Source organism: Arthrobacter sp. THG-b23, assembly GCF_059091265.1.
The window spans coordinates 113,504-136,641 of the sequence record NZ_JBNHGM010000007.1; the positions used below are offsets into that span (position 1 = coordinate 113,504).

General features: G+C 67.6%; 16 protein-coding genes. 13 read left to right on the forward strand and 3 right to left on the reverse strand.

Annotated features, from left to right (window positions below; translation table 11 throughout):
• Nucleotides 1-79 precede the first annotated feature (79 nt).
• Complete coding sequence (locus AC5RVD_RS13255) at nucleotides 80-3,889, reverse strand: multifunctional oxoglutarate decarboxylase/oxoglutarate dehydrogenase thiamine pyrophosphate-binding subunit/dihydrolipoyllysine-residue succinyltransferase subunit (protein ID WP_494127168.1); 3,810 nt, start codon at nucleotides 3,887-3,889, stop codon at nucleotides 80-82.
• 399 nt (nucleotides 3,890-4,288) lie between these two features.
• Between AC5RVD_RS13255 and guaB1 the strand changes: the two genes are divergently transcribed.
• From guaB1 to AC5RVD_RS13285, 6 genes are all read left to right on the forward strand, one after another.
• The gene (gene guaB1 / locus AC5RVD_RS13260) at nucleotides 4,289-5,743 is read left to right on the forward strand and encodes a GMP reductase (protein ID WP_494127169.1); all 1,455 of its coding nucleotides are present in this window, start codon (nucleotides 4,289-4,291) and stop codon (nucleotides 5,741-5,743) included.
• Nucleotides 5,744-6,136: 393 nt separating this feature from the next.
• Nucleotides 6,137-7,480 carry a hemolysin family protein gene (locus AC5RVD_RS13265; RefSeq protein ID WP_494113624.1) on the forward strand — a complete coding sequence of 448 codons (1,344 nt, stop codon included), beginning with the start codon at nucleotides 6,137-6,139 and terminating at the stop codon, nucleotides 7,478-7,480.
• Between the two features lie 8 nt (nucleotides 7,481-7,488).
• Nucleotides 7,489-8,538 carry a hemolysin family protein gene (locus tag AC5RVD_RS13270; RefSeq protein ID WP_494113625.1) on the forward strand — a complete coding sequence of 350 codons (1,050 nt, stop codon included), beginning with the start codon at nucleotides 7,489-7,491 and terminating at the stop codon, nucleotides 8,536-8,538.
• Between the two features lie 248 nt (nucleotides 8,539-8,786).
• The gene (locus AC5RVD_RS13275; RefSeq protein ID WP_494127170.1) at nucleotides 8,787-9,815 is read left to right on the forward strand and encodes a metal ABC transporter solute-binding protein, Zn/Mn family; all 1,029 of its coding nucleotides are present in this window, start codon (nucleotides 8,787-8,789) and stop codon (nucleotides 9,813-9,815) included.
• Nucleotides 9,816-9,927: 112 nt separating this feature from the next.
• Nucleotides 9,928-10,722, forward strand: coding sequence for a metal ABC transporter ATP-binding protein (locus tag AC5RVD_RS13280; RefSeq protein WP_494113627.1), 795 nt, complete (start codon nucleotides 9,928-9,930; stop codon nucleotides 10,720-10,722).
• Nucleotides 10,723-10,724: 2 nt separating this feature from the next.
• Complete coding sequence (locus tag AC5RVD_RS13285; protein WP_494127171.1) at nucleotides 10,725-11,618, forward strand: metal ABC transporter permease; 894 nt, start codon at nucleotides 10,725-10,727, stop codon at nucleotides 11,616-11,618.
• Here the strand turns inward: AC5RVD_RS13285 and AC5RVD_RS13290 are convergent.
• Nucleotides 11,615-12,058, reverse strand: coding sequence for a Fur family transcriptional regulator (locus tag AC5RVD_RS13290; protein WP_494121561.1), 444 nt, complete (start codon nucleotides 12,056-12,058; stop codon nucleotides 11,615-11,617). The two genes, AC5RVD_RS13285 and AC5RVD_RS13290, sit on opposite strands and share 4 nt — an antisense overlap.
• A 128-nt stretch (nucleotides 12,059-12,186) precedes the next feature.
• Here AC5RVD_RS13290 and AC5RVD_RS13295 point away from each other — a divergent pair, with 128 nt between their 5' ends.
• The 4 genes from AC5RVD_RS13295 (at nucleotide 12,187) to AC5RVD_RS13310 (ending at nucleotide 15,604) form a co-directional block, all read left to right on the forward strand.
• Nucleotides 12,187-12,846 (forward strand): MBL fold metallo-hydrolase, encoded by a 660-nt coding sequence (locus tag AC5RVD_RS13295; RefSeq protein ID WP_494113630.1) that lies wholly within the window; start codon nucleotides 12,187-12,189, stop codon nucleotides 12,844-12,846.
• 107 nt (nucleotides 12,847-12,953) lie between these two features.
• Entirely contained in the window at nucleotides 12,954-13,787 is an 834-nt protein-coding gene (locus tag AC5RVD_RS13300) for a sulfurtransferase (protein WP_494113631.1), read from the forward strand.
• 109 nt (nucleotides 13,788-13,896) lie between these two features.
• Nucleotides 13,897-15,057, forward strand: coding sequence for an NAD(P)-dependent alcohol dehydrogenase (locus tag AC5RVD_RS13305; protein WP_494127172.1), 1,161 nt, complete (start codon nucleotides 13,897-13,899; stop codon nucleotides 15,055-15,057).
• A 118-nt stretch (nucleotides 15,058-15,175) separates the two neighbouring features.
• Nucleotides 15,176-15,604, forward strand: coding sequence for an HIT family protein (locus AC5RVD_RS13310; RefSeq protein ID WP_494113633.1), 429 nt, complete (start codon nucleotides 15,176-15,178; stop codon nucleotides 15,602-15,604).
• 333 nt (nucleotides 15,605-15,937) lie between these two features.
• On the opposite strand, the gene hrpA is transcribed toward AC5RVD_RS13310, so the two are convergent.
• Nucleotides 15,938-19,939 (reverse strand): ATP-dependent RNA helicase HrpA, encoded by a 4,002-nt coding sequence (hrpA, locus tag AC5RVD_RS13315; protein WP_494127173.1) that lies wholly within the window; start codon nucleotides 19,937-19,939, stop codon nucleotides 15,938-15,940.
• A gap of 370 nt (nucleotides 19,940-20,309) precedes the next feature.
• Between hrpA and AC5RVD_RS13320 the strand changes: the two genes are divergently transcribed.
• The 3 genes from AC5RVD_RS13320 (at nucleotide 20,310) to AC5RVD_RS13330 (ending at nucleotide 23,091) form a co-directional block, all read left to right on the forward strand.
• Nucleotides 20,310-21,299 (forward strand): ABC transporter substrate-binding protein, encoded by a 990-nt coding sequence (locus AC5RVD_RS13320; RefSeq protein ID WP_493989304.1) that lies wholly within the window; start codon nucleotides 20,310-20,312, stop codon nucleotides 21,297-21,299.
• Nucleotides 21,300-21,401: 102 nt separating this feature from the next.
• A complete protein-coding gene (locus AC5RVD_RS13325) occupies nucleotides 21,402-22,301 on the forward strand; it encodes an ABC transporter permease (RefSeq protein ID WP_494113415.1) in 900 nt (299 codons plus the stop codon).
• A 1-nt stretch (nucleotide 22,302) separates the two neighbouring features.
• Nucleotides 22,303-23,091, forward strand: coding sequence for an ABC transporter ATP-binding protein (locus tag AC5RVD_RS13330; RefSeq protein ID WP_494127174.1), 789 nt, complete (start codon nucleotides 22,303-22,305; stop codon nucleotides 23,089-23,091).
• Nucleotides 23,092-23,138: the final 47 nt, after the last annotated feature.

The following is a 23,138-nucleotide window of genomic DNA, read 5'->3' on the forward strand; positions in this document are numbered from 1 at the left end:
CTTTCTGGTTCGACGGATTGGAAGCGTGCTTAAACGAAAGTGGGCGGGGCGCCCTGCGGCACCCCGCCCACCATCTTACTTAGCGGCGTTCGAAGGCCTTCTTGACCAGAACATCCTGCTCCACGGCGTGGCGCTTGGCCGAGCCGGTGGAAGTGGCAGCGGATGCCGGGCGGGACACCAGGCGCAGCGGCCGGTCCAGGGCCTCGGGCAGGTACAGGCCCATGAAGGGCCACGGGCCCTGGTTGGCCGGTTCGTCCTGCGCCCAGACGATGTCCGCGTTCGGGTACTTGGCCAGTTCCGCCTTGATCTCGTCGACCGGCAGCGGGTAGAGCTGCTCCACGCGGATGAGCGCGGTCTTGGTGTCGGAGTTCTTCTGGCGCGCAGCCAGCAGGTCGTAGTAGAGCCGGCCGGAGACCAGCACCACCCGGTCGACGTCCTGGCCGTTCAGGTCCTGAACGTCCCCGATGACCGGCTGGAACGTGCCGCTGGTGAAGTCCTCCACCTTGGCCGCGGCGGCCTTCAGCCGCAGCAGTTGCTTCGGCGTGAAGATGATCAGCGGCTTGCGCGGCCGGCTGTAAGCCTGGCGGCGCAGCAGGTGGAAGTGCGAGGCCGGGGTGGTCGGATTGGCCACGATCATGTTGTCCTCGGCGCACATCTGCAGGAAGCGCTCGATCCGGGCCGACGAGTGGTCCGGGCCCTGGCCTTCGTAGCCGTGCGGCAGCAGCAGCACCAGCGACGACCGCTGGCCCCACTTCTGCTCGGCCGAGGAGAGGAACTCGTCGATCACGGTCTGGGCGCCGTTGACGAAGTCGCCGAACTGGGCCTCCCACAGCACCAGTGCGTCCGGGCGCTCGACCGAGTAGCCGTATTCGAAGCCCATGGCCGCGTACTCGGACAGCAGCGAATCGTAGATCCACAGCTTGGCCTGGTCGTCGGACAGGTGGCTCAGCGGGGCCCACTCTTGGCCCGTAACGCGGTCGTGGAAGACCGCATGGCGCTGCACAAAGGTGCCGCGGCGGGAGTCCTGGCCGGCCAGGCGTACCGGCACCCCTTCCATCAGCAGCGAGCCGAAGGCCGCGAGTTCGCCGAAGCCCCAGTCGATGTTGCCCTCGCGGGACATCTGCTCGCGGCGCTCCAACAGCGCCTTAAGCTTCGGATGGACGGAGAAGCCTTCCGGTACTTCCACGTGCGCCTTGCCGATCCTCGCCATCACTTCGGCGGAGACGGCGGTGCCGGCCGGCACGTTGGCCCTGTCCTCGGTCTGCTGCGAGAGCGGACGCTCCAGGTCTGACACGGCCTCGGAGTCCTTGGTGATCACCGGGATCGGCGACGTCTGCGCCGCATGGGTCTCGGCGAAGACGCGCTCCAGCCGTTCCTGGTAGTCGCGCAGGGCCTGGTCGGCTTCGTCCTGGGTGATGTCGCCGCGGCCCACCAGGGCCTCCGTGTACAGCTTGCGGGTGGAACGCTTGGCCTCGATGAGGTTGTACATCATCGGCTGCGTCATCGAGGGATCGTCACCCTCGTTGTGTCCGCGACGGCGGTAGCAGACCATGTCGATGATGACGTCCTTGTGGAAGCGCTGGCGGTACTCGTAAGCCAACTGTCCCACGCGGACCACGGCCTCGGGGTCGTCGCCGTTCACATGGAAGACCGGGGCCTGGATCATCTTCGCCACGTCGGTGGAGTACACCGAGGACCGCGAGGCATGCGGCGAGGTGGTGAAACCGACCTGGTTGTTCACCACGATGTGCACGGTGCCGCCGGTGCGGTAGCCGCGCAGCTGCGACAGGTTCAGGGTTTCGGCCACCACGCCCTGGCCGGCGAAGGCGGCGTCGCCGTGGATCATGACCGGCAGCACCGGGAACTCGTCGCCCCTGTCCAGGCGGTCCTGCTTGGCGCGGGTGATGCCCTCGAGCACCGGGTCGACGGCCTCCAGGTGGGAGGGGTTGGCGGCAAGGTAGACCTTGGTCTCGTTGCCGTTGTCGGAGGTGAACTTTCCTTCCGTGCCCAGGTGGTACTTCACGTCGCCGGAGCCTTGGACGCTGCGCGGGTCCTGGGTGCCCTCGAACTCGCGGAAGACCTGCGCGTAGGTCTTGCCGGCGATGTTGGTGAGCACGTTCAGCCGGCCGCGGTGTGCCATGCCGATGGCCACTTCGTCCAGGCCGTCGTCGGCGGCGTCGGAAATCACCGCATCCAGGAGCGGGATCAGGGATTCGCCGCCCTCCAGCGAGAAGCGCTTCTGGCCCACGAACTTGGTCTGCAGGAAGGTCTCGAACGCCTCGGCGGCGTTGAGCTTGCCCAGGATGCGCAGCTGCTCTTCGCGGCTGGGCTTGGCATAGGGGCGCTCCAGCTCGTTCTGGAACCATTCGCGCTCGGCCGGATCCTGGATGTGCATGTACTCGATGCCGGTGGTGCGGCAGTAGGCATCGCGCAGCACGCCCAGGATGTCGCGCAGCTTCAGGCGGTCCGCGCCGCCGAATCCGCCGGTGACCCACTCGCGGTCCAGGTCCCACAGCGTCAGCCCGTAGGTGTTGATGTCCAGGTCCGGGTGCTTGCGCTGGACGTACTCCAGCGGGTTGGTGTCCGCCATCAGGTGGCCGCGGACGCGGTAGGCGTGCACCAGTTGCTGGATGCGGGCCACCTTGTTGATCTGCAGTTCGACGTCCACCTGGTTGTCCGGCCGCCAGCGGACCGGCTCGTACGGGATGCGCAGTGCTTCGAAGATCTCATCGTAGAAGCCCTGTTCGCCCAGCAACAGCGATTCGATCAGGCGCAGGAACTCGCCCGAGCCGGCGCCCTGGATGACGCGGTGGTCGTAGGTGGAGGTAAGCGTGATGATCTTGCCGACGCCTTGCGCGGCGATCGTCCGTTCGCTGGCGCCGCGGAACTCGGCGGGGTACTCGAGGGCGCCGACGCCCACGATGGTGGCCTGGCCCTTGGACAGGCGGGGGACGGAGTGGACCGTGCCGATGCCGCCCGGGTTGGTTAGCGAAGCCGTGGTGCCGGCGTAGTCGTCGGCGGTGAGCTTCCCGGCGCGGGCCCGCTTGATCAGGTCCTCGTAGGTGTGCCAGAACTCGGAGAAGTTCATGGTTTCGGCGCGCTTGATGTTCGGCACCACCAGCAGGCGGGTTCCATCCGGCTTGGGCATGTCGATCGCGATGCCGAAGTTCACGTGGGCCGGCTGGACAGCGGCGGGCTTGCCGTCGATCTCGTCGTAGTGGACGTTCTGGCTGGGGAACTGGCCCAGCGCCTTGACCACGGCGTAGCCGATGAGGTGGGTGAAGGAGACCTTGCCGCCGCGGGCGCGGGCCAGGTTCGAGTTGATCACCAAACGGTTGTCGATCAGCAGCTTGGCGGGAACCGCGCGCACCGTCGTCGCGGTTGGCACGCTCAGGCTGGCGTCCATGTTGGTGGCGATGGCCTTGGCCGGGCCACGCAGCACGGAAACGGTGTCTTCTTCGGCCAGTGCGCTGGGCGCGGATTTGGGCAACTGGGCGGGGATCGGGGCAGGCTTCGCCTCCGCCTTTTCGGCCGGCTCAGCCTTTGCCGCAGGCTTGGCCGGGGCGGCGGTGCTGCTCGTGGAGGTGTTGGGAGCAGGCTCATTGTCGGCGGGAATCGGTGTGGGTCCTGCCTGCTCCGTGGCCGTGCTCTCGCCCGAGGCCTTGGGTGCGGCATTTGCCGTGGTGGGGCGGGACGGCGCGGCGGTGCCGGCCGAGGAAGCTGCAGTGTCGTTCGAGTTGCCGTCGCCGCCGTTGGCCGCCTCGAAGATGCTCCACCATTTCTTGTCCACGGAATTCTTGTCTTGGAGGTACTGCTCGTAGATTTCGTCAACGAGCCATTCGTTACCGCCGAATTCTTCGGGTAGACGAAGGTTGGGATGCTCTGGCACTTGTGATACGCCTCTTCCGTGAATTGCCGCTTGCCCTGCAGATCACACGCTTCCCCTGGCTGCCTTCCGAACCTGCCGGCCAGCAGCGGAATTGCGAGTGCGCATCTGCCGCGCACTAGATCTGGACCAGTAGCCAGTCTAATGACACTTTCGCAACGCAGGCTAATCTTTAGCGTTTAAGCGGGCCAACTTCGTGCCGATTCGTCCCGCGGCGCGGTGGCCCTAGACTCTCAGGGGTGCGGGAGATTTTCAGGCGGCCGGGCCGCCCGCCGCTGTGCAGCGCCGCCAGCGCACGGACACGACGGATCCGGCCACCCGACCCGCAGCCCCATTCACCTGACCGACCGCCGCGCCACCTGGCCGTCCCGGCCTGCACGGCGACGAGGAAAGAGAGCAGCCATGCGCCTGATCAACGAGCCGATGACCGACTTGACCTACTCGGACGTTTTCCTGGTGCCGTCGCGCTCGGATATCACGTCGAGGCTGGATGTTGACCTCTCGGCCGGCGACGGCACCGGGAGCACGATTCCCCTGGTCGTGGCGAACATGACCGCCGTGAGCGGCCGTCGCATGGCTGAGACGATGGCGCGGCGCGGCGGGTTGGCCGTGCTTCCGCAGGACGTCCCGCTGAACGTCCTGGCCGAGGTCACCGGTTGGATCAAGGACCGCCACGTCGTCTTCGAAACGCCGTTGGAGCTGGCCGCGGGCAACACCGTGATCGATGCCGTGCACCTGATGGACAAACGCGCGCACGGCGCGGTTGCGGTGGTGGACGACGCCGGCAAGTGCGTGGGCGTGGTGCGCGCCGAGGACTGTGAGGGCGTGGACCGCTACGCGTCGCTGGAGTCGGTGAAGGCTGCCCACCCGCTGCTGCTGGATGCCTCCATGTTCAACGCCGGGGCGGACACCGCGCTGCGGCAGGCCTTCGACCTGTTCGACTCGGCCTCGGCATCCTTTGCGCCGGTCGTGGACGACGACGGCGTGCTGGTCGGCGCGCTCACCCGCGCCGGCGCGTTGCGCTCGACCATCTACACCCCCGCGCTGGATCCGCAGGGCCGGCTGAAGGTAGCCGCTGCCGTCGGGATTAATGGCGACGTCCCCGCCAAGACCGAGGCGCTGCTGCAGGCCGGCGTGGACGTCCTGGTGGTTGATACAGCCCATGGGCACCAGCGGAAGATGTTCGACGCCCTCGAAGCAGTACGCAGCCTGGATCCGCAGGTTCCGGTGGTCGCCGGCAACGTGGTCAGCGCCGACGGCGTGCGCGACCTGGTGGAAGCCGGCGCGGACATCGTCAAGGTCGGCGTGGGGCCGGGCGCCATGTGCACCACGCGCATGATGACGGCCGTGGGCCGGCCCCAGTTCTCCGCCGTGCAGGAATGCGCGGAGGCGGCCCGGGAGCTCGGTGCTCACGTATGGGCCGACGGCGGAGTCCGCTATCCGCGGGATGTCGCCCTGGCGCTGGCGGCCGGCGCCAGCCAGGTGATGATCGGCTCCTGGTTCGCCGGGACGCACGAGAGCCCCGGAGACCTGCTCACGGACAGCAACGGCCGCAAATACAAGGAGAGCTTCGGCATGGCGTCCGCCCGCGCCGTGCAGAACCGGACCCGGCGGGAGGACGCCTTTGAGCGGGCGCGCAAGGCGCTGTTCGAAGAAGGGATTTCGTCCTCGAAGATGTACCTCGACCCGCTGCGCCCCGGCGTCGAGGACCTCCTGGACGAGATCACCGCCGGCCTGCGCAGCTCGCTGACCTACGCCGGCGCACAGAACCTGGTGCAGTTCCGCGAACGTGCCATCGTGGGCGTGCAGTCGGCCGCCGGCTATGAGGAAGGCCGGCCGCTGCCGGAAAGCTGGTAGGGGTGCCGGCAGCCGGTGCCGCCTGCGCCCGGCCCGCACCGGCGGAAGAGGGCGGCTGTCGGGCCGCGCGCCGGTACGCCGGCGGCAGAACGGCCACCGGGGACTGCCCGCCGAGCAAGCCCGCCTGCTACGCTATAGCCCATAATGGACAGCTATTCTAGGAGCCGGTCCGTGACGCGCCCCGCAGGGCAGGCAGCACGCCAGACCGCGGGAGCACAGGCAGCCCAAGCGGGCGCCGCGTGCGAGGCGTCACCCAGCACCGGCAAATCCCGTGCACGTGCCCATCACACACTTGCCGCCCGCGCGGCCGGTCAGGAGCCTCCTAGTCCGGGCTCGGACGAACCCCCGCCAGGTCCATCGGACCGCCTGAAGTCCAGGGCGGTGGCGAGCTAGATGGAATGGATCCAAATCGCCGCCGGCATGCTGCTGATCCTCGGCACCGGCTTCTTTGTCGCCGTGGAATTCGCTTTGGTGGCCCTTGACCAGCCCACTGTGCAGCGCGCCATCGACAACGGCGACCGCGGCGCAGTGCAGCTGATGAAATGCCTGAAGTCCCTCTCTACGCAGCTCTCCAGCTGCCAACTCGGCATCACCCTCACCACGCTGCTGACCGGTTTCCTGATGGAACCGGCCATCAGCTCGCTGCTGCGTCCGTCGCTGACCGCGCTGGGACTGGCCGACGCCGTCATCCAGCCGGTCGGTGCGGTGATCGCCATGGTGATCGCCACCCTCCTCTCCATGCTGCTGGGCGAACTCGTGCCCAAGAATGCGTCCATTGCCCTGCCAATGGCAGTCGGCAAGCTGGTGGCCCGGCCGCAACTGATCTTCACCGCGGTGTTCAAGCCTTTTGTGCTGATGCTCAACGGCTTCGCCAACAAGGTGCTGCACCTGTTCGGGCTGGAGGCCAAGGAAGAGCTTTCCGGCGCCCGCACGCCTTCCGAGCTGGCATCGCTGGTACGCCGCTCCGCGGAAATGGGCACCTTGGATGCCGGGACCGCAAACTTCCTCGCCAAGACCTTGTCCTTCTCCGGCAGGACCGCAGCCGACGTGATGACGCCGCGCATCCGAGTGGAGTTCATTGACGCGGACCAGACCGTGGCCGACCTCATCGCCGCGGCCCGCCGCACCGGCTACTCCCGGTTCCCGGTGCTCGGCGATTCCCCCGACGACGTCCGCGGCGTCGCGCACATCAAAAAGGCGATCGGCGTGCCGCGCAAGAAGCGCCCGCACCTGGCCGCGGCCACCATCATGGCCGACGTGCTGCGCGTGCCCGAGACGGTGCATCTGGATTCGCTGCTATCGGAGCTGCGGGCCGCAAACCTTCAATTCGCCGTGGTGCTCGACGAGTACGGCGGCACCGCCGGGGTGGTGACGCTGGAGGACCTGATAGAAGAAATTGTTGGCGAAGTCGCTGACGAGCACGACCGGGTGAAGCCGGGCGTGCTGCAGAGCGCGACCGGAAACTGGTACTTTCCGGGCCTGATGCGTCCGGACGAGGTCAGCGAGCAAATCCCGCAACTGACCGTGCCCGACGGGGCCAGCTACGAAACGGTCGGCGGCTTCATCATGGCGCAGCTGGGCAGGATTGCGGTGGTCGGCGATACCGTGCCCGTGGACGGCGGCACCCTGGAAGTCGAGCGGTTGGACGGACGGCGCGTGGACCGCGTCCGCTTCATCCCCAGTCCGGCAACCGGTGCCGTGCTCCCTGAGACCGGCCTCGCGGGCGGTGCGCTCTGATGGCCGCCATGGGTATTTTCTGGCTGGTAGTGCTGCTGCTCGCCAACGCGTTCTTCGTCGGCGCCGAATTCGCCGTCATGTCCGCCCGCCGCAGCCAGATCGAGCCGCTGGCAGACAGCGGATCCAAGCGCGCCAAGACCACGCTGTGGGCCATGGAGCACGTCTCCCTGATGCTGGCCTGCGCGCAGCTGGGCATTACCGTGTGTTCGCTGCTGATCCTGAACGTGGCCGAACCGGCGATCAAGGAACTGCTGCTGCTGCCGCTGGAAGGGTGGCTGGGCATTCCGCACGAGATCTCCTACGGCATCTCGTTCGCCGTGGCGCTGCTGCTGGTGACGTTCCTGCACGTGACCTTCGGCGAGATGGTCCCGAAGAACATGTCCGTGTCCATGGCCGACAAGGCCGCGCTGCTGCTGGCCCCGCCGCTGGTGGCGGTCTCCAAGGTGGTGCGGCCGGTGATCTCCACCCTGAACTGGACCGCGAACCACTTGCTGCGGGCCGTGCGGATCGAGCCGAAGGACGAGGTCTCTTCCACCTTCACGCTGGAGGAAGTCCAGTCCATTGTGCAGGAGTCCACCCGGCACGGACTGGTCGACGACGACGCCGGACTGATCTCCAGTTCGCTGGAGTTTTCGGCAGTGACCGCCGCCGCCGTGATGGTGCCGCTTGACCAATTGGTGACCATCGGCGTCGACACCACGCCGGAACAGTTCGAGCGCGCGGTGGGACGGACCGGGTTCTCCCGGTTTGCCGTGGCCGATGCCAACGAGAACCTCACCGGGTACCTGCACCTCAAGGATGTAATGACCATCCCGGAGGACAGGCTCAACAAGACAATTCCGGTCACCAAGGTCCGCACCCTGGCCAATCTGGCGCTCGATGACGAGATCGAGGACGCGCTCGCCGTCATGCAGCGCACCGGATCGCACCTGGCCCGCGTGCTGGGCTCCGACGGCAGTACGCACGGCGTGCTGTTCCTCGAGGACGTGTTGGAAGTGCTGGTGGGAGAGATCCGCGACGAGACGCAGGCCCAGGGACTGCGCCGGACCGGCGAATAGTCCCGCGGGCGCGGGGCGGGAAGAGTGCCCCGCGCCCGCGTCCTGCCGTGTGGAGCGGAAGGGTGTCCCGTGCCCGCGCCCTGCCGCGCGGGGCGGAAGGGTGTCCGGTCCCCGTGCCCGCGCGTGCCCTGCCGCGCGGTGCGGAAGGGTGTCCGGTGCCCGTGCCGAATGCGAACGGTTCGCAACTGCGCTAAGCTGAAAACCCTTATTGTTACTGATTCTCATTATGAGTAGAACCGAGGTTGCCCGTGAGGCACTCACGTACCCCTCCTGCATTGGCAGGACTGGCCGCCGCGGCGGTGCTGCTGTCCGGCTGCGCCGCTGCAGGGGGAGAGACCGAAGGCGACGGCAAGCTGAGCGTGGTCGCTTCCACCAATGTCTACGGCGACGTGGCCCAAACCATCGGCGGCGAGCACGTCGACGTCACATCGATCATCGACCGGATGGCCCAGGACCCGCACTCCTATGAAGCGACGGCGCGGGACAAGCTGGCGATCTCCCAGGCCGACCTGCTGCTGGAAAACGGCGGGGGCTACGACACCTTCATGCACACCCTGGCGGACGAGACCGGCGTTGACCACAACTACGTCATCACCGCGGTGGAGCTGTCGCCGCTGTCCGGAGCAAAGGGCGCCGAAGCAGGGCATGCCCACGGAGACGACGCCGGCGCGGAGCGCACTGACGGCGGCGACGCGGACGGCGCCGACGCGGGGCACGCGGAGGACGGCAGCCACGCGGACCACAGCCACGGCGGCTTCAATGAACACGTTTGGTACGACCTGCCCACCATGGCCGCCATCGCGGAGACCATCGCCGAGAAGCTCTCGGCGTTGGACCCGGAGCAGGCCGAAACCTTCCGGGCCAATGCCGAGCAGTTCCGTACTGGGATCGAGGGGCTCCAAAGCGACATGGACGAACTGGCTGCCACGGCGGGCGGGGAAGCCGTAGCGGCCACAGATCCGGTGCCGCTGCACCTTTTCGATGCGCTGGGACTGGAGAACAAGACCCCGGCCGGCTTCATGGAGGCGGCCGAGGAAGGCAACGATGCCGCCCCGGCCGCGCTGAGGGAAGCCGAGGAACTGATTACCGGCGGGGCGGTCCGGTTCGTCGCCTACAACGAACAGACCGAAGGCCCGCAGACACAGCGCCTGCGCCAACTGGCGGAAAAGGCAGGCATCGACGTCCTCAACTTCACCGAGACCCTGCCCGCAGACCAGGACTACCTGGCCTGGATGGCGGAGAATCTGGAATCGGTGGACCAGGCGCTGCGCGGGTGACCGGCCAGGCCGCCGGGATGTGGTTAACTGAGGCAGTCCAAGCCGGACGCCTCAATTGCCCCTGCACCCCCCTCGCGCGCTGCGCAGCACGGAAGCTTCAAGGAACACTGCCATGACCCCCGCCGTCCGCTTGCAGGGTGCCTCGCTGTCCTTCGGCCAGCGCGTGCTGTGGCATGACCTCGACCTGACCATCAACCCGGGGGAGTTCTTCGCGGTGCTGGGCCCCAACGGCTCCGGCAAGACCAGCTTCCTGCGCGTATTGCTGGGCCTGCAGCCGCTGAGCCATGGCATGGCCGAGGTCAACGGGCGGCCGCTGGAACGCGGCAGCCGGGACATCGGCTACATCCCCCAACAAAAGACCTTCGCGCCGGAGACTCCGCTGCGGGCCCGCGACCTGGTGGGCCTGGGCCTGGACGGCCACCGGTGGGGCATGCGGCTGAACGGCCGCAAGCATCGCCGGCGGGTGGACGAACTGCTGCAGATGGTGGGCGCCTCCGGTTACGCGGAAGCCCCGGTAGGGCAGCTGTCCGGCGGCGAGCAACAGCGGCTGCGCGCGGCCCAGGCGCTGGCCTCCGATCCCCGGGTGCTGCTTTGCGACGAGCCCTTGCTCTCGCTGGACCTGCACCACCAGCAGGCCGTGAGCTCCATGATTAACAGGCAGTGCCATGAAAGGAACAGCGCGGTCGTCTTCGTCACGCACGAAATCAACCCGATCATCGACTATGTGGACCGGGTGCTCTACCTGGCCGGCGGCCAGTTCCGCGTCGGCACGCCGGAAGAAGTGATGACCACCGAGGTGCTGTCGCACATGTACAACAGCCACGTCGAAGTAATCCACAACCAGGGCCGGATCATCGTGGTGGGGCTTCCCGACGCCACCACCCACCGCCACGGCGAGGTGGTGTAGGCATGGATCCGTCGGAACTGCTGAATGCGGTCTTCAACTTCAACGACTACGGCGACCTGCTGCCGCTGGTGCGCAACTCGCTGATTGCCGGCGCCGTCCTGGGCCTGGTCGGCGGCCTGATCGGCGTGTTCGTGATGATGCGGGACCTCGCCTTTGCCGTGCACGGCATCGCCGAACTGTCCTTCGCCGGGGCGGCATTCGCACTGTTGATCGGCGCCAATGTGGTGTTCGGTTCGCTGGTGGGCTCGGTGATCGCGGCCGTGGTCCTGGGCATGCTGGGCATGCGGGCACGGGACCGGAATTCGATCACAGGCGTGATCATGTCCTTCGGGCTGGGCTTGGGGATCCTGTTCCTCTCGCTCTATGAGGGCCGCTCGGCGAACAAGTTCGGCCTGCTGACCGGGCAGATCGTGTCCGTGGACACGGTGCAGCTGAACCTTCTGACCGGGGGTTCAGCCGTGGTCGTGCTGGGGCTTTTGGCCATCTGGCGTCCGCTGACCTTCGCCAGCGCCGACCCGGACCTGGCCGAGGCCCGCGGTGTGCCGGTGGGCGCCCTGGCGATCGTGTTCATGTTCCTGCTGGGACTGGCCGTGGCGCTGTCCATCCAGGTGGTCGGTGCCCTGCTGGTGCTGTCCCTGGTCATCACGCCGGCGGCCGCGGCGCTCCGGGTGAGCAGTTCGCCGCGTGTGGTCGTGCTGTTGAGCGTCTTGTTCGCGGTGGCCGCTGTGGTTGGCGGGATCCTGCTGGCCCTGGGCGGCAGCCTGCCGATCAGCCCCTACGTCACGACGATCTCGTTCCTGATCTACGTGGTCTGCCGGATGGCCGGGGCGCGGCGGCAACGGCGCGGCAAGGTGGGGCGGCGCGACGTCGCCGCGGTAAGGGTTACCGCCGGCTAAGCACCGCCGGGGGCGGCGCTGCATTCCGGGCACAACCCGTACATTTCCACGGTGTGGGCAACCTGGGTGAAGCCGTGCTCCGCCGCCATCCGGGCCGCCCATTGCTCCACCGCCGGAGCTTCAATTTCCACGGTCTTGCCGCAGGTCCGGCAGAGCAAGTGGTGATGGTGGTGCTCGACGGCGCAGCGCCGGTACACGGCCTCGCCCTCGCCGCTGCGCATCACGTCCACTTGCCCGTCGTCGGCCATGGCCTGCAAAATCCGATATGTAGTGGCCAGCGAGACCGAATCGCCGCGGTCCTGCAGCAGGCGGTGCAGTTCCTGCGTGCTGACGAAGTCCTCCAGGCTGTCCAAGGCGGCGGCCACGGCCACGCGCTGGCGGGTCACCCGCTGTTCCGAACCGCGGCGCTGCGCCTGCGGTTTCGCTGAAGGAACGGACATGTCCGCTTCGGCTCCTCGCTGTTGATACTGGCACCCGTAGGCTGCATCCCAGCCTACCAGCAGGCCTGATTGACGAGGCAGGCCGGACCGCCGAGCGCTGGCCGCCGCGCGCGGCTAGGGTGTGTTCCATGAAGCTGACAAAATTCACCCACGCGTGCGTCCGGCTTGAGCAGGACGGCCACGTCCTGGTGATCGACCCCGGCAACTTCTCGGAAGTGGAGCAGGCCCTCGAAGGGGCTACCGCCGTCCTGGTGACCCACGGGCATGCGGACCACATCGACCAGGACCGGGTCCCGGGCCTGCTGGCAGCGGCGGACGACATGCAGTTGTATGCCCCGGCCTCCGTGGCCGCCGACCTCCGGGCGCTCGCACCGGGAGCATCGGGGCGGATCCATGCCGCCGAACCGGAGACGGAGTTCGAGGTGCCCGGGTTTCGCATCCGCACCTTCGGCGGCCAGCACGCCCTAATTCATCCGCACATCCCGGTGGTCGCCAACATCGGCTACGTCATTAATGACAGCCTGTACCATCCGGGCGACTCCTTCATCGTCCCGCACGGGCTGGACGTCAAAACCGTCCTGGTGCCCGTGCACGCGCCCTGGTCGAAGACCGGCGAGGTGATCGACTTCGTGACCGCGATGCGGGCCGAGCATGCCTACCCAATCCACGACGCCGGGCTGAGCGACCGCGGCCTGCCGTTGGTGGAGAAGCACGTGGAGCGGATCGGCGGCCACTACGGCACCAGTTACCGGCACCTGTCGCCGGGGGACAGCGTGGAGCTGGCCTGACCGTCGGGTGCAGCCTGGCCGGCCGCTTGGCCCAATACGTGCTGCTGTGATGGACTGTCGGGACACCGGCGGGCAACGACGCCCGCCAGCAGTCAGGAGGAGATCTCATGAGGACTCTGATGGACGTGCAGACACTGCGTGAACGGATGATCTCCGGACAGCGCACCGTACTGCTCGATGTGCGCTGGAAGCTCGGCGACGACGCCGGCCACAGCCACTACCGCCAGGCCCACATTCCCGGTGCCGTCTATGTTGACCTGCCCTCGCAGCTGGCGTCGGCGCCCACGCCGGTTGGCGGGCGTCATCCGCTGCCGGAGCCGGAGGCCTTTCGTGAGGCGGCACGCGATTGGGGCATCAACAACGACGACGTCGTGGTGGCGTACGACGACAATGGCGGCATGGCTGCGGCCCGCGTGTGGTGGCTGCTGCGCGACGGCGGCTTCGACTCCGTCTACCTGCTCGACGGCGGGCTCGCCGCCTGGCGCAGCGAAGGGTATGAAGTGGACAGCGGCGACGAGCTGGCCTGCCTGGGCAACGTCGAACTGGGCAGCGGCAGGATGCCCAGGCTTGAGCTGGACGACGTGCTGGATTTCGCGGGTACCTCGCTGCTGCTTGATGCCCGCGCAGCCGAGCGTTACCGCGGCGAGCTGGAGCCGGTGGACCCTCGCGCCGGCCACATTCCCGGCGCCGTCAGCGCACCGACCACGGCCAACCTGTCCCCGGACGGGCGCTTCCTGCCACCCGCGGAACTCGCGGCACGGTTCAGGAAACTGGGGGCGGAAGGACGGAAGGTAGCCGTCTACTGCGGCTCCGGCATCAACGCCGCCCACCAGGTCGCGGCGTTGGCCGAGGCTGGCATCGACGCGGCCCTTTTCCCGGGCTCCTGGTCCCAGTGGTGCGGACATCCGGAGCTGCCGGTAGCCACCGGGAGCGCGCCGTAATCGGCCGCCGGATCGGCCGCGGGCCGGCGCCGTGCACCACCGCACCCAAAGCGTCACACTCGGTGTGCCGTGGTGGCATGGCGAAGCAGCAAACGGTAGCGTCAGGCCCATGACACTTGGCCGTCCGGCACCGCCGCCGCTGGGGAAACCGCTTTCACCCGAGCAGGAGCAGCAGGCCCTCGCGGCAGCAGACCTGCAGACACCGAGGAGCAGCATGAGGACGGTGGCGGCCTATGGAGTGACGGCGCCGGGTTCCGGAATGGTCGCGCTGCAGATTGAACGCCGCCCCGCGGGGCCGCACGACGTGGAGATCGCCATCGCCTTCTGCGGGCTCTGCCACTCGGATGTCCACACGGTCCGCGGCGAGTGGCGCGAGATCGAATACCCGCTGGTGCCCGGCCACGAGATCGTTGGGCGGGTCACTGCCATCGGCCAGGATGTGACCCTGCATGCCGTCGGCGACCTGGTGGGTGTGGGCTGCATGGTGGATTCCTGCCGCGACTGCTCCGCCTGCGGGGAAGGACTCGAACAGTACTGCGACAAGGGCGCGGTGGGCACCTATGGCGCCCGCGACCGGCGCCACGGCGGCGAGGTGACGCAGGGCGGGTACGCGACGTCCGTCGTCGTCGATGAAAACTTCGTGCTGCGCGTGCCCCCGGAACTCGACCCCGCCGCCGCAGCCCCCTTGCTGTGCGCCGGCATCACCACGTACTCACCGATGCGCTACTTCGGCGTCGAAGCCGGCGACTCAGTCGGCGTGGTGGGCCTTGGCGGGCTGGGGCACATGGCGGTCAAACTGGCGAAGGCCATGGGGGCGTCGGTGACCGTCTTTACCAGCTCGGCGGACAAGGCCGATTCGGCCCGCGCGCTCGGTGCCGACCACGTGGTGGTGACCGGCGACGCCGAGGCGCTCGCGGCAGCCCGGCGCAGCGTTGACTTGGTCATCGACACGGTGGCCGCGGCCCACGACCTGGCCCCGTACCTGCGGGCAATCCGCCGCGACGGTGCGCTGATCCAACTGGGCGTGCCGCCCGAGCCGATGCCGCCGGTGCCGGTCAACCTGCTGATGCGCGAGCGCGTTGCCTACGGCGCCTCGAAGATCGGCGGTATAGCCGAGACCCAGGAGATGCTGGACTTTTGCGCCGAACACGGGATCACGGCCGACATCGAACTGGTGGGCGCGCCGGACCTCGACCAAGCCTATGACCGCATGGTGGCCGGCGACGTTGCCTACCGGTTTGTCCTGGACATCGCCTCGCTGAACCGCTGAAGAGGCTGACCGTGGTGGATCGACGGGCTGGGCCGTGACTGCACCGACGCGCCGGGCCGACTCGAACCTGACCGACTCCCACTGACCCCGAGTAACCCAACCGACAAGGATTGCGTACATGAGCACCATCTTCACCAAGATCATCGACGGCGAGATCCCCGGCCGCTTCGTCTGGAAGGACGACGACGTGGTGGCGTTCCTGAGCATCGGCCCGCTCGCGGACGGGCACACCTTGGTGGTGCCGCGGCAGGAAGTCGATCGCTGGACCGACGCCCCGGCCGACCTGCTGCAGAAACTCACCGCGGTCGCCCAAGCCATCGGCAAGGCCCAGGTGGATGCCTTCGGCGCCGCCCGGGCCGGCCTGATCATCGCGGGGTTCGAGGTAAACCACCTGCACCTGCACGTCTGGCCCTCCAACTCGGAGGCCGAGTTCGACTTCAAGCGGGCCCAGCAAAACCCGGATCCGGACGTGATGGAGGCATCAGCCAAACGCATCCGGGCGGCGCTGCGCGAGGCCGGCCACGGGGACGTCGTCCCCGCCGACTGACGCGGAAACGCCGCTTCCGCGTGGGAGAACCGGCGCGGGGCGGGGGACCGCGGCGCCGCAGGGCGGGAACCTGCGCGCGGTGGGAGTGGCAAACCTGCGGCGCGCATTGGCCCGCAGCCGCGCGCGCGACGCGGGTGGCAACCCTGGGCCGGACCAGTATCAGTTCTTGAGGCCTGTCGTCGAGGTCCACCCCTGGCGTCGAGGACAGGGTCAATAACCCCTGTCTTGGCAGCCAGACCCTGTCCTGATGTCGGGGTCAGGGCCAGCGGGCGATGACTTGGCAGCCGGCCCCTGTCCTCGCCGCGGTGGCACTGACGGTGCCGGTGCCGCGCGTCAGCCGGCGAGGGCCTCGTTCAGGGCAGTTCGGACGCGCTTCTCGGACACCGAATACGCGGTGCCGAGTTCCTGCGCGAAGAAGCTGATCCGCAGTTCCTCCAGCATCCAGCGAACCCTGTCCAGCCCCGAGCCGTCCAGGTTGCCGGGCTTCAGCGCCGCCCGCGCGTCGTCGTACTCGTCTTCGAGCCGCTGCACCACTGCCATGTGCTGCACGTCCCGGCCCACGGCAGTCGGCAGTTTTTGCAGCCGGCGCTCGATCCCCTCCAGGTAGCGCGGCAGCTGGCTGAGCTGCGCATAGCCGGTGGCCGCCACGAACCCGGGGAAGACCAGCTGCTCCAGTTGGCTTTTGATGTCCGAGAGCGGGCTGATCAGGGCCAGGCTGGCGTTGGACTTCAGCTCCTTCTGGATCCGCCGGGTGCTGGAGAGGATCTTCTCCACGATGGCGGTCACGGTGAAGACGGTGTCGATCAGTTCCGCGCGGACCTGCTCGTACAGTGCGTCGAATCCGGCCCGGGTGAACGGCAGTTCGGCCGGCACCAGCTTGTCCACCGCGGCCTGCGTGCAGTCGTCGATCAGCGACGCCACCGAACCGTGCGGGTTCTGCGTGAACGTCAGCTTCTCCGTATTGTTCAGGTGGTCCAGCACGTACCGCTGCGGCGAGGGCACCCGCAGCACCAGCAGCCGGATGATGCCCGAGCGCATGGCCGCCTGCTGGCCGGCCGGTGTCTGGTAGACGCGGACACCGGCGGTGCTGCCTTCGTCCACCAGGGCCGGATACCCGGTCACGGTGTGCCCGGCCACCTCGCGCCTGACCTCGCGGGGGAGGTCGCCGTCCGGCCAAGCGGTCAGGCCGCTGCGTTCCTGCAGGCCCGGGGCGGCCTGTCCGGAAGTGCCCGACGCCGGTGTCCCGGCAGCGGGGGCCGCACCGGTGCCGGCCGCACCGGTGCCGGCGCCCTGGCCGCCGCCGCGCTTCTTGCCCGGGGCGCCGCGGCCCTGACCCGGCGACGGCTGGGCGGTCTTGGGCGTCGCGCCCAGCGACTCGGCGATGGCCCGCCGGTTGGCCGGCGCAAGTTCCTGCTGCAGCCGGGCCAGGTCCTTGGCCTCGTCCAGCACCTTGCCGTTGCCGTCGAGCACGCGGAACGTCATGCGCAGGTGCGGCGGCACGGTGTCCCAGTTCCAGGAGCCGGGCGGGATGATGTGCCCCTTTAGCCGGCGCAGCACCAGCTCCAGCGAGGGCTCCAGTTCATCTTCGGCCGGATCGAAGTCCGCCGCCAGGGCCGCCGCGGCGCTCCGGGCAACGTCTGGGGCCGGAACGAAGTTCTTGCGGATCTGTTTGGGCAGCGACTTGATCAGTGCGGTCACCAGCTCCACCCGAAGGCCCGGGATCTGCCAGCGGAAGGGGGCTGCATCCAGCTGGTTGAGGAACAGCACCGGCACGTGCACCGTCACGCCGTCGGACGGATCCGGGGTCGCCCCCGGTGCCACCGGCGAGAACTCGTAGCTCAACGGGAGTTCGAAGGTCCCCTGTTGCCAGGTCTTCGGGAACGCCGAGGTGTCCAGTTCCTCGGCGTCGGCGGCCAGCACGGCGTCCGGATCGAAATCCAGCAGGGCAGGATTTTCCGCCCGGGCGTCCTTCCACCACTTGTCGAAGTGGCGTTCGGAGACCACCTCGGGGCCGATCCGCTCGTCGTAGAACTCGAAGAGCGTTTCGTCGTCCACGCGCAGGTCGCGGCGGCGCATCCGGGTCTCCAGTTCCTCGACCTCGGCCAGCAGCTTGCGGTTGCGGTGGAAGAACTTGTGGTGCGTGCGCCAGTCGCCCTCCACCAGGGCATGGCGGATGAACAGCTCGCGGCTGAGTTCCCGGTCGATCCTGCCGTACTGGATCCGGCGCTGCGGGACGATCGGCACCCCGTACAGGGTGACCTTCTCGTAGGCCATCACGGAGCCCATCTTCCTGGACCAGTGCGGCTCCGAATAGGTGCGCTTGCACAACTGCGGGGCAATCTCTTCGGCCCAGGCGGGATCGAATCTAGCCGCCACCCTGGCCCACAGCCGGGAGGTTTCCACCAGCTCGGCGGCCATCACCCAGTCCGGCGACTTCTTGAACAGCGCCGAGCCGGGGAAGATGGCGAACCGGGTGCCGCGCGCGCCGGCGTATTCGCGCTTGCGCTCCTCGTACACGCCGATGTGGCTGAGCAGGCCGGCGAGCAGGGACTTGTGGATGTCGTCGTGCCTGCCCACGGGGTCAACGTCCCGCCCCGACTCCAGGGAGATGCCCAGCGGCTTGGCCAACTGGCGCAGCTGCGCGAACAGGTCCTGCCACTCCCGGACCCGCAGGTAGTTGATGAACTCGGTGCGGCACAGTTTGCGGAACTGGGTGGAGGAGAGCTCCTGCTGCCGCTCCTGCAGATACCGCCACAGGTTCAGGATGCCGGTGAAGTCGGACTTCTCGTCCACGAAGCGCTTGTGCTTCTCGTTGGCCTGCTGCTGCTTGGCCGCGTTGTCGCCATGGGAACGTTCCCGCGGGTCCTGGATGGTCAGCGCCGCCGCCAGGACCATCACCTCGCGCACGCAACCGCGCTGGCCCGCTTCCACGATCATGCGGCCCAGCCGCGGGTCCACCGGCAGTTGCGCCAGTTTGCGTCCGACGGCGGTGAGCCCCGACTTCGGCGCGGCCCCTCCCTTGGCGCCGGGCTCGGGCAAAGCTCCGAGTTCGCGCAGGAGGGTGACGCCGTCGTTGATGGCGCGGGACTCGGGCGGCTCCACGAACGGGAACGCTTCGATGTCCTTGGGGCCGCGGGCCACGCCCATGGCGGTCATCTGCAGGATGACCGCGGCCAGGTTCGTGCGCAGGATCTCGGGGTCGGTGAACTCGGGCCGGGACTCGTAGTCCTCTTCGGAGTAGAGCCGGATGGCGATGCCGTCGCTCACGCGGCCGCAGCGGCCCGAGCGCTGGTTGGCCGAGGCCTGGGAGATGCGCTCGATCGGCAGCCGCTGGACCTTGGTCCGGTGCGAGTAGCGGGAGATGCGCGCCGTGCCGGTGTCGATCACGTACTTGATGCCCGGAACGGTCAGCGACGTCTCGGCCACGTTGGTGGCCAGCACGATCCTGCGCTGGCCGCCCGGGGAGAAGACCCGATGCTGCTCCGCCAGCGACAGCCGGGCGTACAGGGGCAGGATCTGGGTGCCGGCCAGCCTGCGGTTGGTCTTGATCCTGGCCGCGAGGGCGTCGGCGGCATCGCGGATTTCGCGCTCGCCGGAGAAGAAGACCAGGATGTCGCCCGGGGCCTCCAGGGACAGTTCGTCCACCGCGTCACAGACGGCGTCGAGCGGGTCGCGGTCTTCTTCGAGCTCGTCCACGTCCGGGTTGTCGGGGTCGGTGGCCGCCGGCTGGTTCAACGGGCGGTAGCGGATTTCCACCGGGTAGGTCCGGCCGGAAACCTCGATCACGGGCGCCGGTTCGTCGCCGCTGCCGAAGTGCCGGGCAAAGCGGTCCGGGTCGATCGTCGCGGAGGTGATGATGACCTTCAGGTCCGGACGCTTGGGCAGGATTTGCCTCAGATAGCCCAGGATGAAGTCGATGTTGAGGCTGCGTTCGTGGGCCTCGTCGATGATGATCGTGCTGTACTTCTTCAGGAGTTTGTCGTGCTGGATCTCGGCCAGCAGGATGCCGTCCGTCATCAGCTTGATCCGGGTATCCCGGCCGACTTCGCCGGTGAAGCGGACCTGGAAGCCGACCTCCTGGCCGATCTTCACGTCCAGTTCCTCGGCGATGCGTTCGGCCACCGTCCGGGCCGCCAGCCGCCGGGGCTGGGTGTGGCCGATCAGCCCCTGCTCGCCCAGGCCGAGCTCCAGGCACATCTTCGGGATCTGCGTTGTCTTGCCGGAGCCGGTTTCGCCGGCGATGACGGTCACCTGGTTCGCGGCGATGGCCGCCATGATGTCCTCGCGCCGCTCTGAAACCGGCAGGGCCGCGGGGTACGTGATGTTCACAGCCATGATTGACCTCAGTCTAGTCGCTGGACCGGCCGCCCCGGACCGGCCGCAGGGGCAGCCCGGGGAGGCGCGTGCCCGTGGACGAAAGTAACTATCCGGCGACAACCGGAGGCAATTTGTCCTGTGGACGAGACGTATCTCATATGGTTGTCCTGACCCCGCGGTTCTGATTAGACAATGTGACTCGGTTCACAGGTAAGATCTTCAGGACGCTCCCGCAGGGTTGCCTGCCATAACCGCCGGCGCCGATGACGACGCCGCGTGTGGCGGACCGCTTCAGCCGCGCCGGGGAGGGGCGGCGAGGCGGAAAAGTGCCGGACTATCCGGCACGTGATGGACATTCGAAAGGAACATTGTGAAGAAACGTTCGACCATGTTCGGCCTGGGGTCTGGCCTGCTGGCCACCGCCCTGCTTGTTTCCGCGTGCGGCAATGCGGGATCGACCGAGGGCAATGCCGCCGAAGGCAGCACCGAATCGGTGGAAATCGGCATCAGCCAGATTGTCTCGCACCCGTCCCTGGACGCGGCCCGCGAGGGGTTCAAGAAGGCGCTGGCCGACAACGGCTACGTCGAGGGCGAGACCGTGACCTACGACGAGCAGAACGCGCAGGGCGACCAGGGCACCGCCACCTCCATCGCCGGCAAGTTCGCCAGCGACCAGAAGGACCTCATCCTGGCCATCGCGACACCCACCGCCCAGGCGGCCGTGCAGGCCATCGTCGACACCCCGATCCTGTTCACCGCAGTCACCGATCCGGAGTCCGCTTCGCTGGTGGAAAGCATGGACGCTCCGGGATCGAACGTCAGCGGTACCTCGGACCGCAACCCGGTCGAAGAGCAGTTGGCCCTGGTCAAGGAGCTAAACCCGGACGCGAAGTCCGTGGGCATCGTCTACTCCTCGGGCGAGGTCAACTCCACCGTCCAGGTGGAATGGGCCAAGGAAGCGGCCAAGGAACTGGGCCTGGAGATCAAGGAAGCGGCAATCTCCAACTCCGGTGAAGTCCAGCAGGCCGCCGAGTCGCTCGACGTCGACGCGTTCTACGTACCGACCGACAACAACGTGGTGTCCGCCCTGGAGTCCCTGATCCAGGTGGCCGAGTCCAAGAAGATCCTGACGATTGCCGCCGAGGGCGACTCGGTGAAGCGCGGCACGGTGGCCACCTACGGCATCAACTACGAAAAGCTGGGTTACCAGACCGGCGAGATGGCAGTGAAGATCCTCAAGGGCGAGGCAGAACCGGCATCCATGCCGGTGGAGACACAGTCCGAGCTGGAACTTTACGTCAACCCGGCTGCCGCCAAGCGCATGGGTGTGACCCTGCCGGACGGCTACGCCGACACGGCTGACCACGTCTTCGAGTAAGCCCGAACCTCCAGCTCGAGCCGAAGAAGTCCGCAGTCCATCCGGCGGCCGGCCAGCCCGGCCGCCGGATCGACGCCACGAGAGAACCAAGGTCCTTTACCTATGATTACCGCGGTTGAGCTTGGGCTGATCTACGCGATCATGGCCCTGGGGGTCTACCTGACCTTCCGCATCCTCGATTTTCCCGACCTGACGGTCGACGGCAGTTTCACCACCGGCGCCGGAGTCGCCGCCATCAGCATCATCAACGGGATGCCGCCGGTCACGGCCACCATCCTGGCTTTCATTGCCGGCATGGCTGCCGGCACCGTCACCGGCCTGCTGCACACCAAGGGCAAGATCAACGGCCTGCTGGCCGGCATCCTGACGATGATCGCCCTCTACTCCATCAACCTGCGCATCATGGGCCGGGCCAACCTGCCGTTGTTGCGCGAAGACACCCTGATCACCCCGCTGCGCGAGTCGGGCATGCTCGGCGGCATCGGCGCCATCGCCATCTTCCTGCTGGTCGCACTGGTGGTGAAGGTGATCATGGACTGGTTCCTGCACACCGACATCGGACTGGCCATGCAGGCGACCGGCGACAACGAACAAATGATCCGCAGCTTCGGCGTCAGCACGGACAACCAGAAGATCCTTGGCCTGGCCTTGTCCAACGGGCTCGTGGCGGTCTGCGGCGCGTTCATCGCCCAGTACCAGGGCTTCGCCGACATCGGCATGGGCATCGGCCTGATCCTGGCCGGCCTGGCCTCGGTGATCATCGGCCAGGCGATCTTCGGAACCCGCCTGATCTGGATCGCCACCCTGGCCGTGGTGCTCGGTTCCGTGCTGTACCGCGTGGTCATCCAGTTGGCCCTCCAGGCCGGCCTGCAGCCGAACGACATGAAGCTGGTCTCGGCCGTGCTGGTGGTCATCGCGCTGGTGCTGCCCCAGTGGAAGGTCTTTCGCCGTGTTGGCGGGCTCGGAAAAATGAAGAAGTCCCTGACGGGAGCGAAGGGCTGACATGCTGGATATCAAGAACGTTCACAAGACCTTCTTCGCGGGCACCGTCAACGAGCGCGTTGCCCTGCAGGAGATCAACCTGTCCCTGGCCGCGGGCGAATTCGTCACGGTGATCGGCAGCAACGGCGCCGGCAAATCGACCATCCTGAACATCACCTCCGGAAAGCTGCGCCCGGACATCGGCACGGTGAGCATCGACGGCAAGGACGTCACCAGGCTGGCCGACCACCAGCGGGCCCGCTTCGTGGGCCGCGTCTTCCAGGACCCGATGGCGGGAACGTCACCGGAGATGACCATCGAACAGAACCTGGCCATCGCCTACGAACGCGGCAAGCGCCGCGGCCTGCGTCCCGGCGTGACCCGCAAGAAGCGCGAATTCTTCAAGGAAGAATTGCGTTCGCTGGAGCTCGGGCTGGAGAACCGGCTCAAGGCAAAGGTGGGCCTGCTCTCGGGCGGCCAGCGGCAGGCACTGTCGCTGCTGATGGCCACGTTCAGCAGCCCGAAAATTCTGCTGCTGGATGAGCACACCGCGGCCCTCGATCCGCAGCGTGCGGAGCTGGTCAGCCGCCTGACGGCGGAAGTGGTCGACCGGCACCGCCTGACCACGCTGATGGTGACCCACAACATGGAGCAGGCGCTGCGGCTGGGCACCCGGCTGATCATGATGCACGAGGGCCGGATCATCCTGGATCTGGACCAGGAGCAGAAGCAGAAGGCCACCGTGCCGGACCTGCTGCATGAGTTCGAGAAGATCAAGGGTGTGGTCGACGACCGCACCATGCTCCAGTAGCGTCCGCGCGCCCGGGGGTATGAACCGGGTTTAACGTACGACGGCGG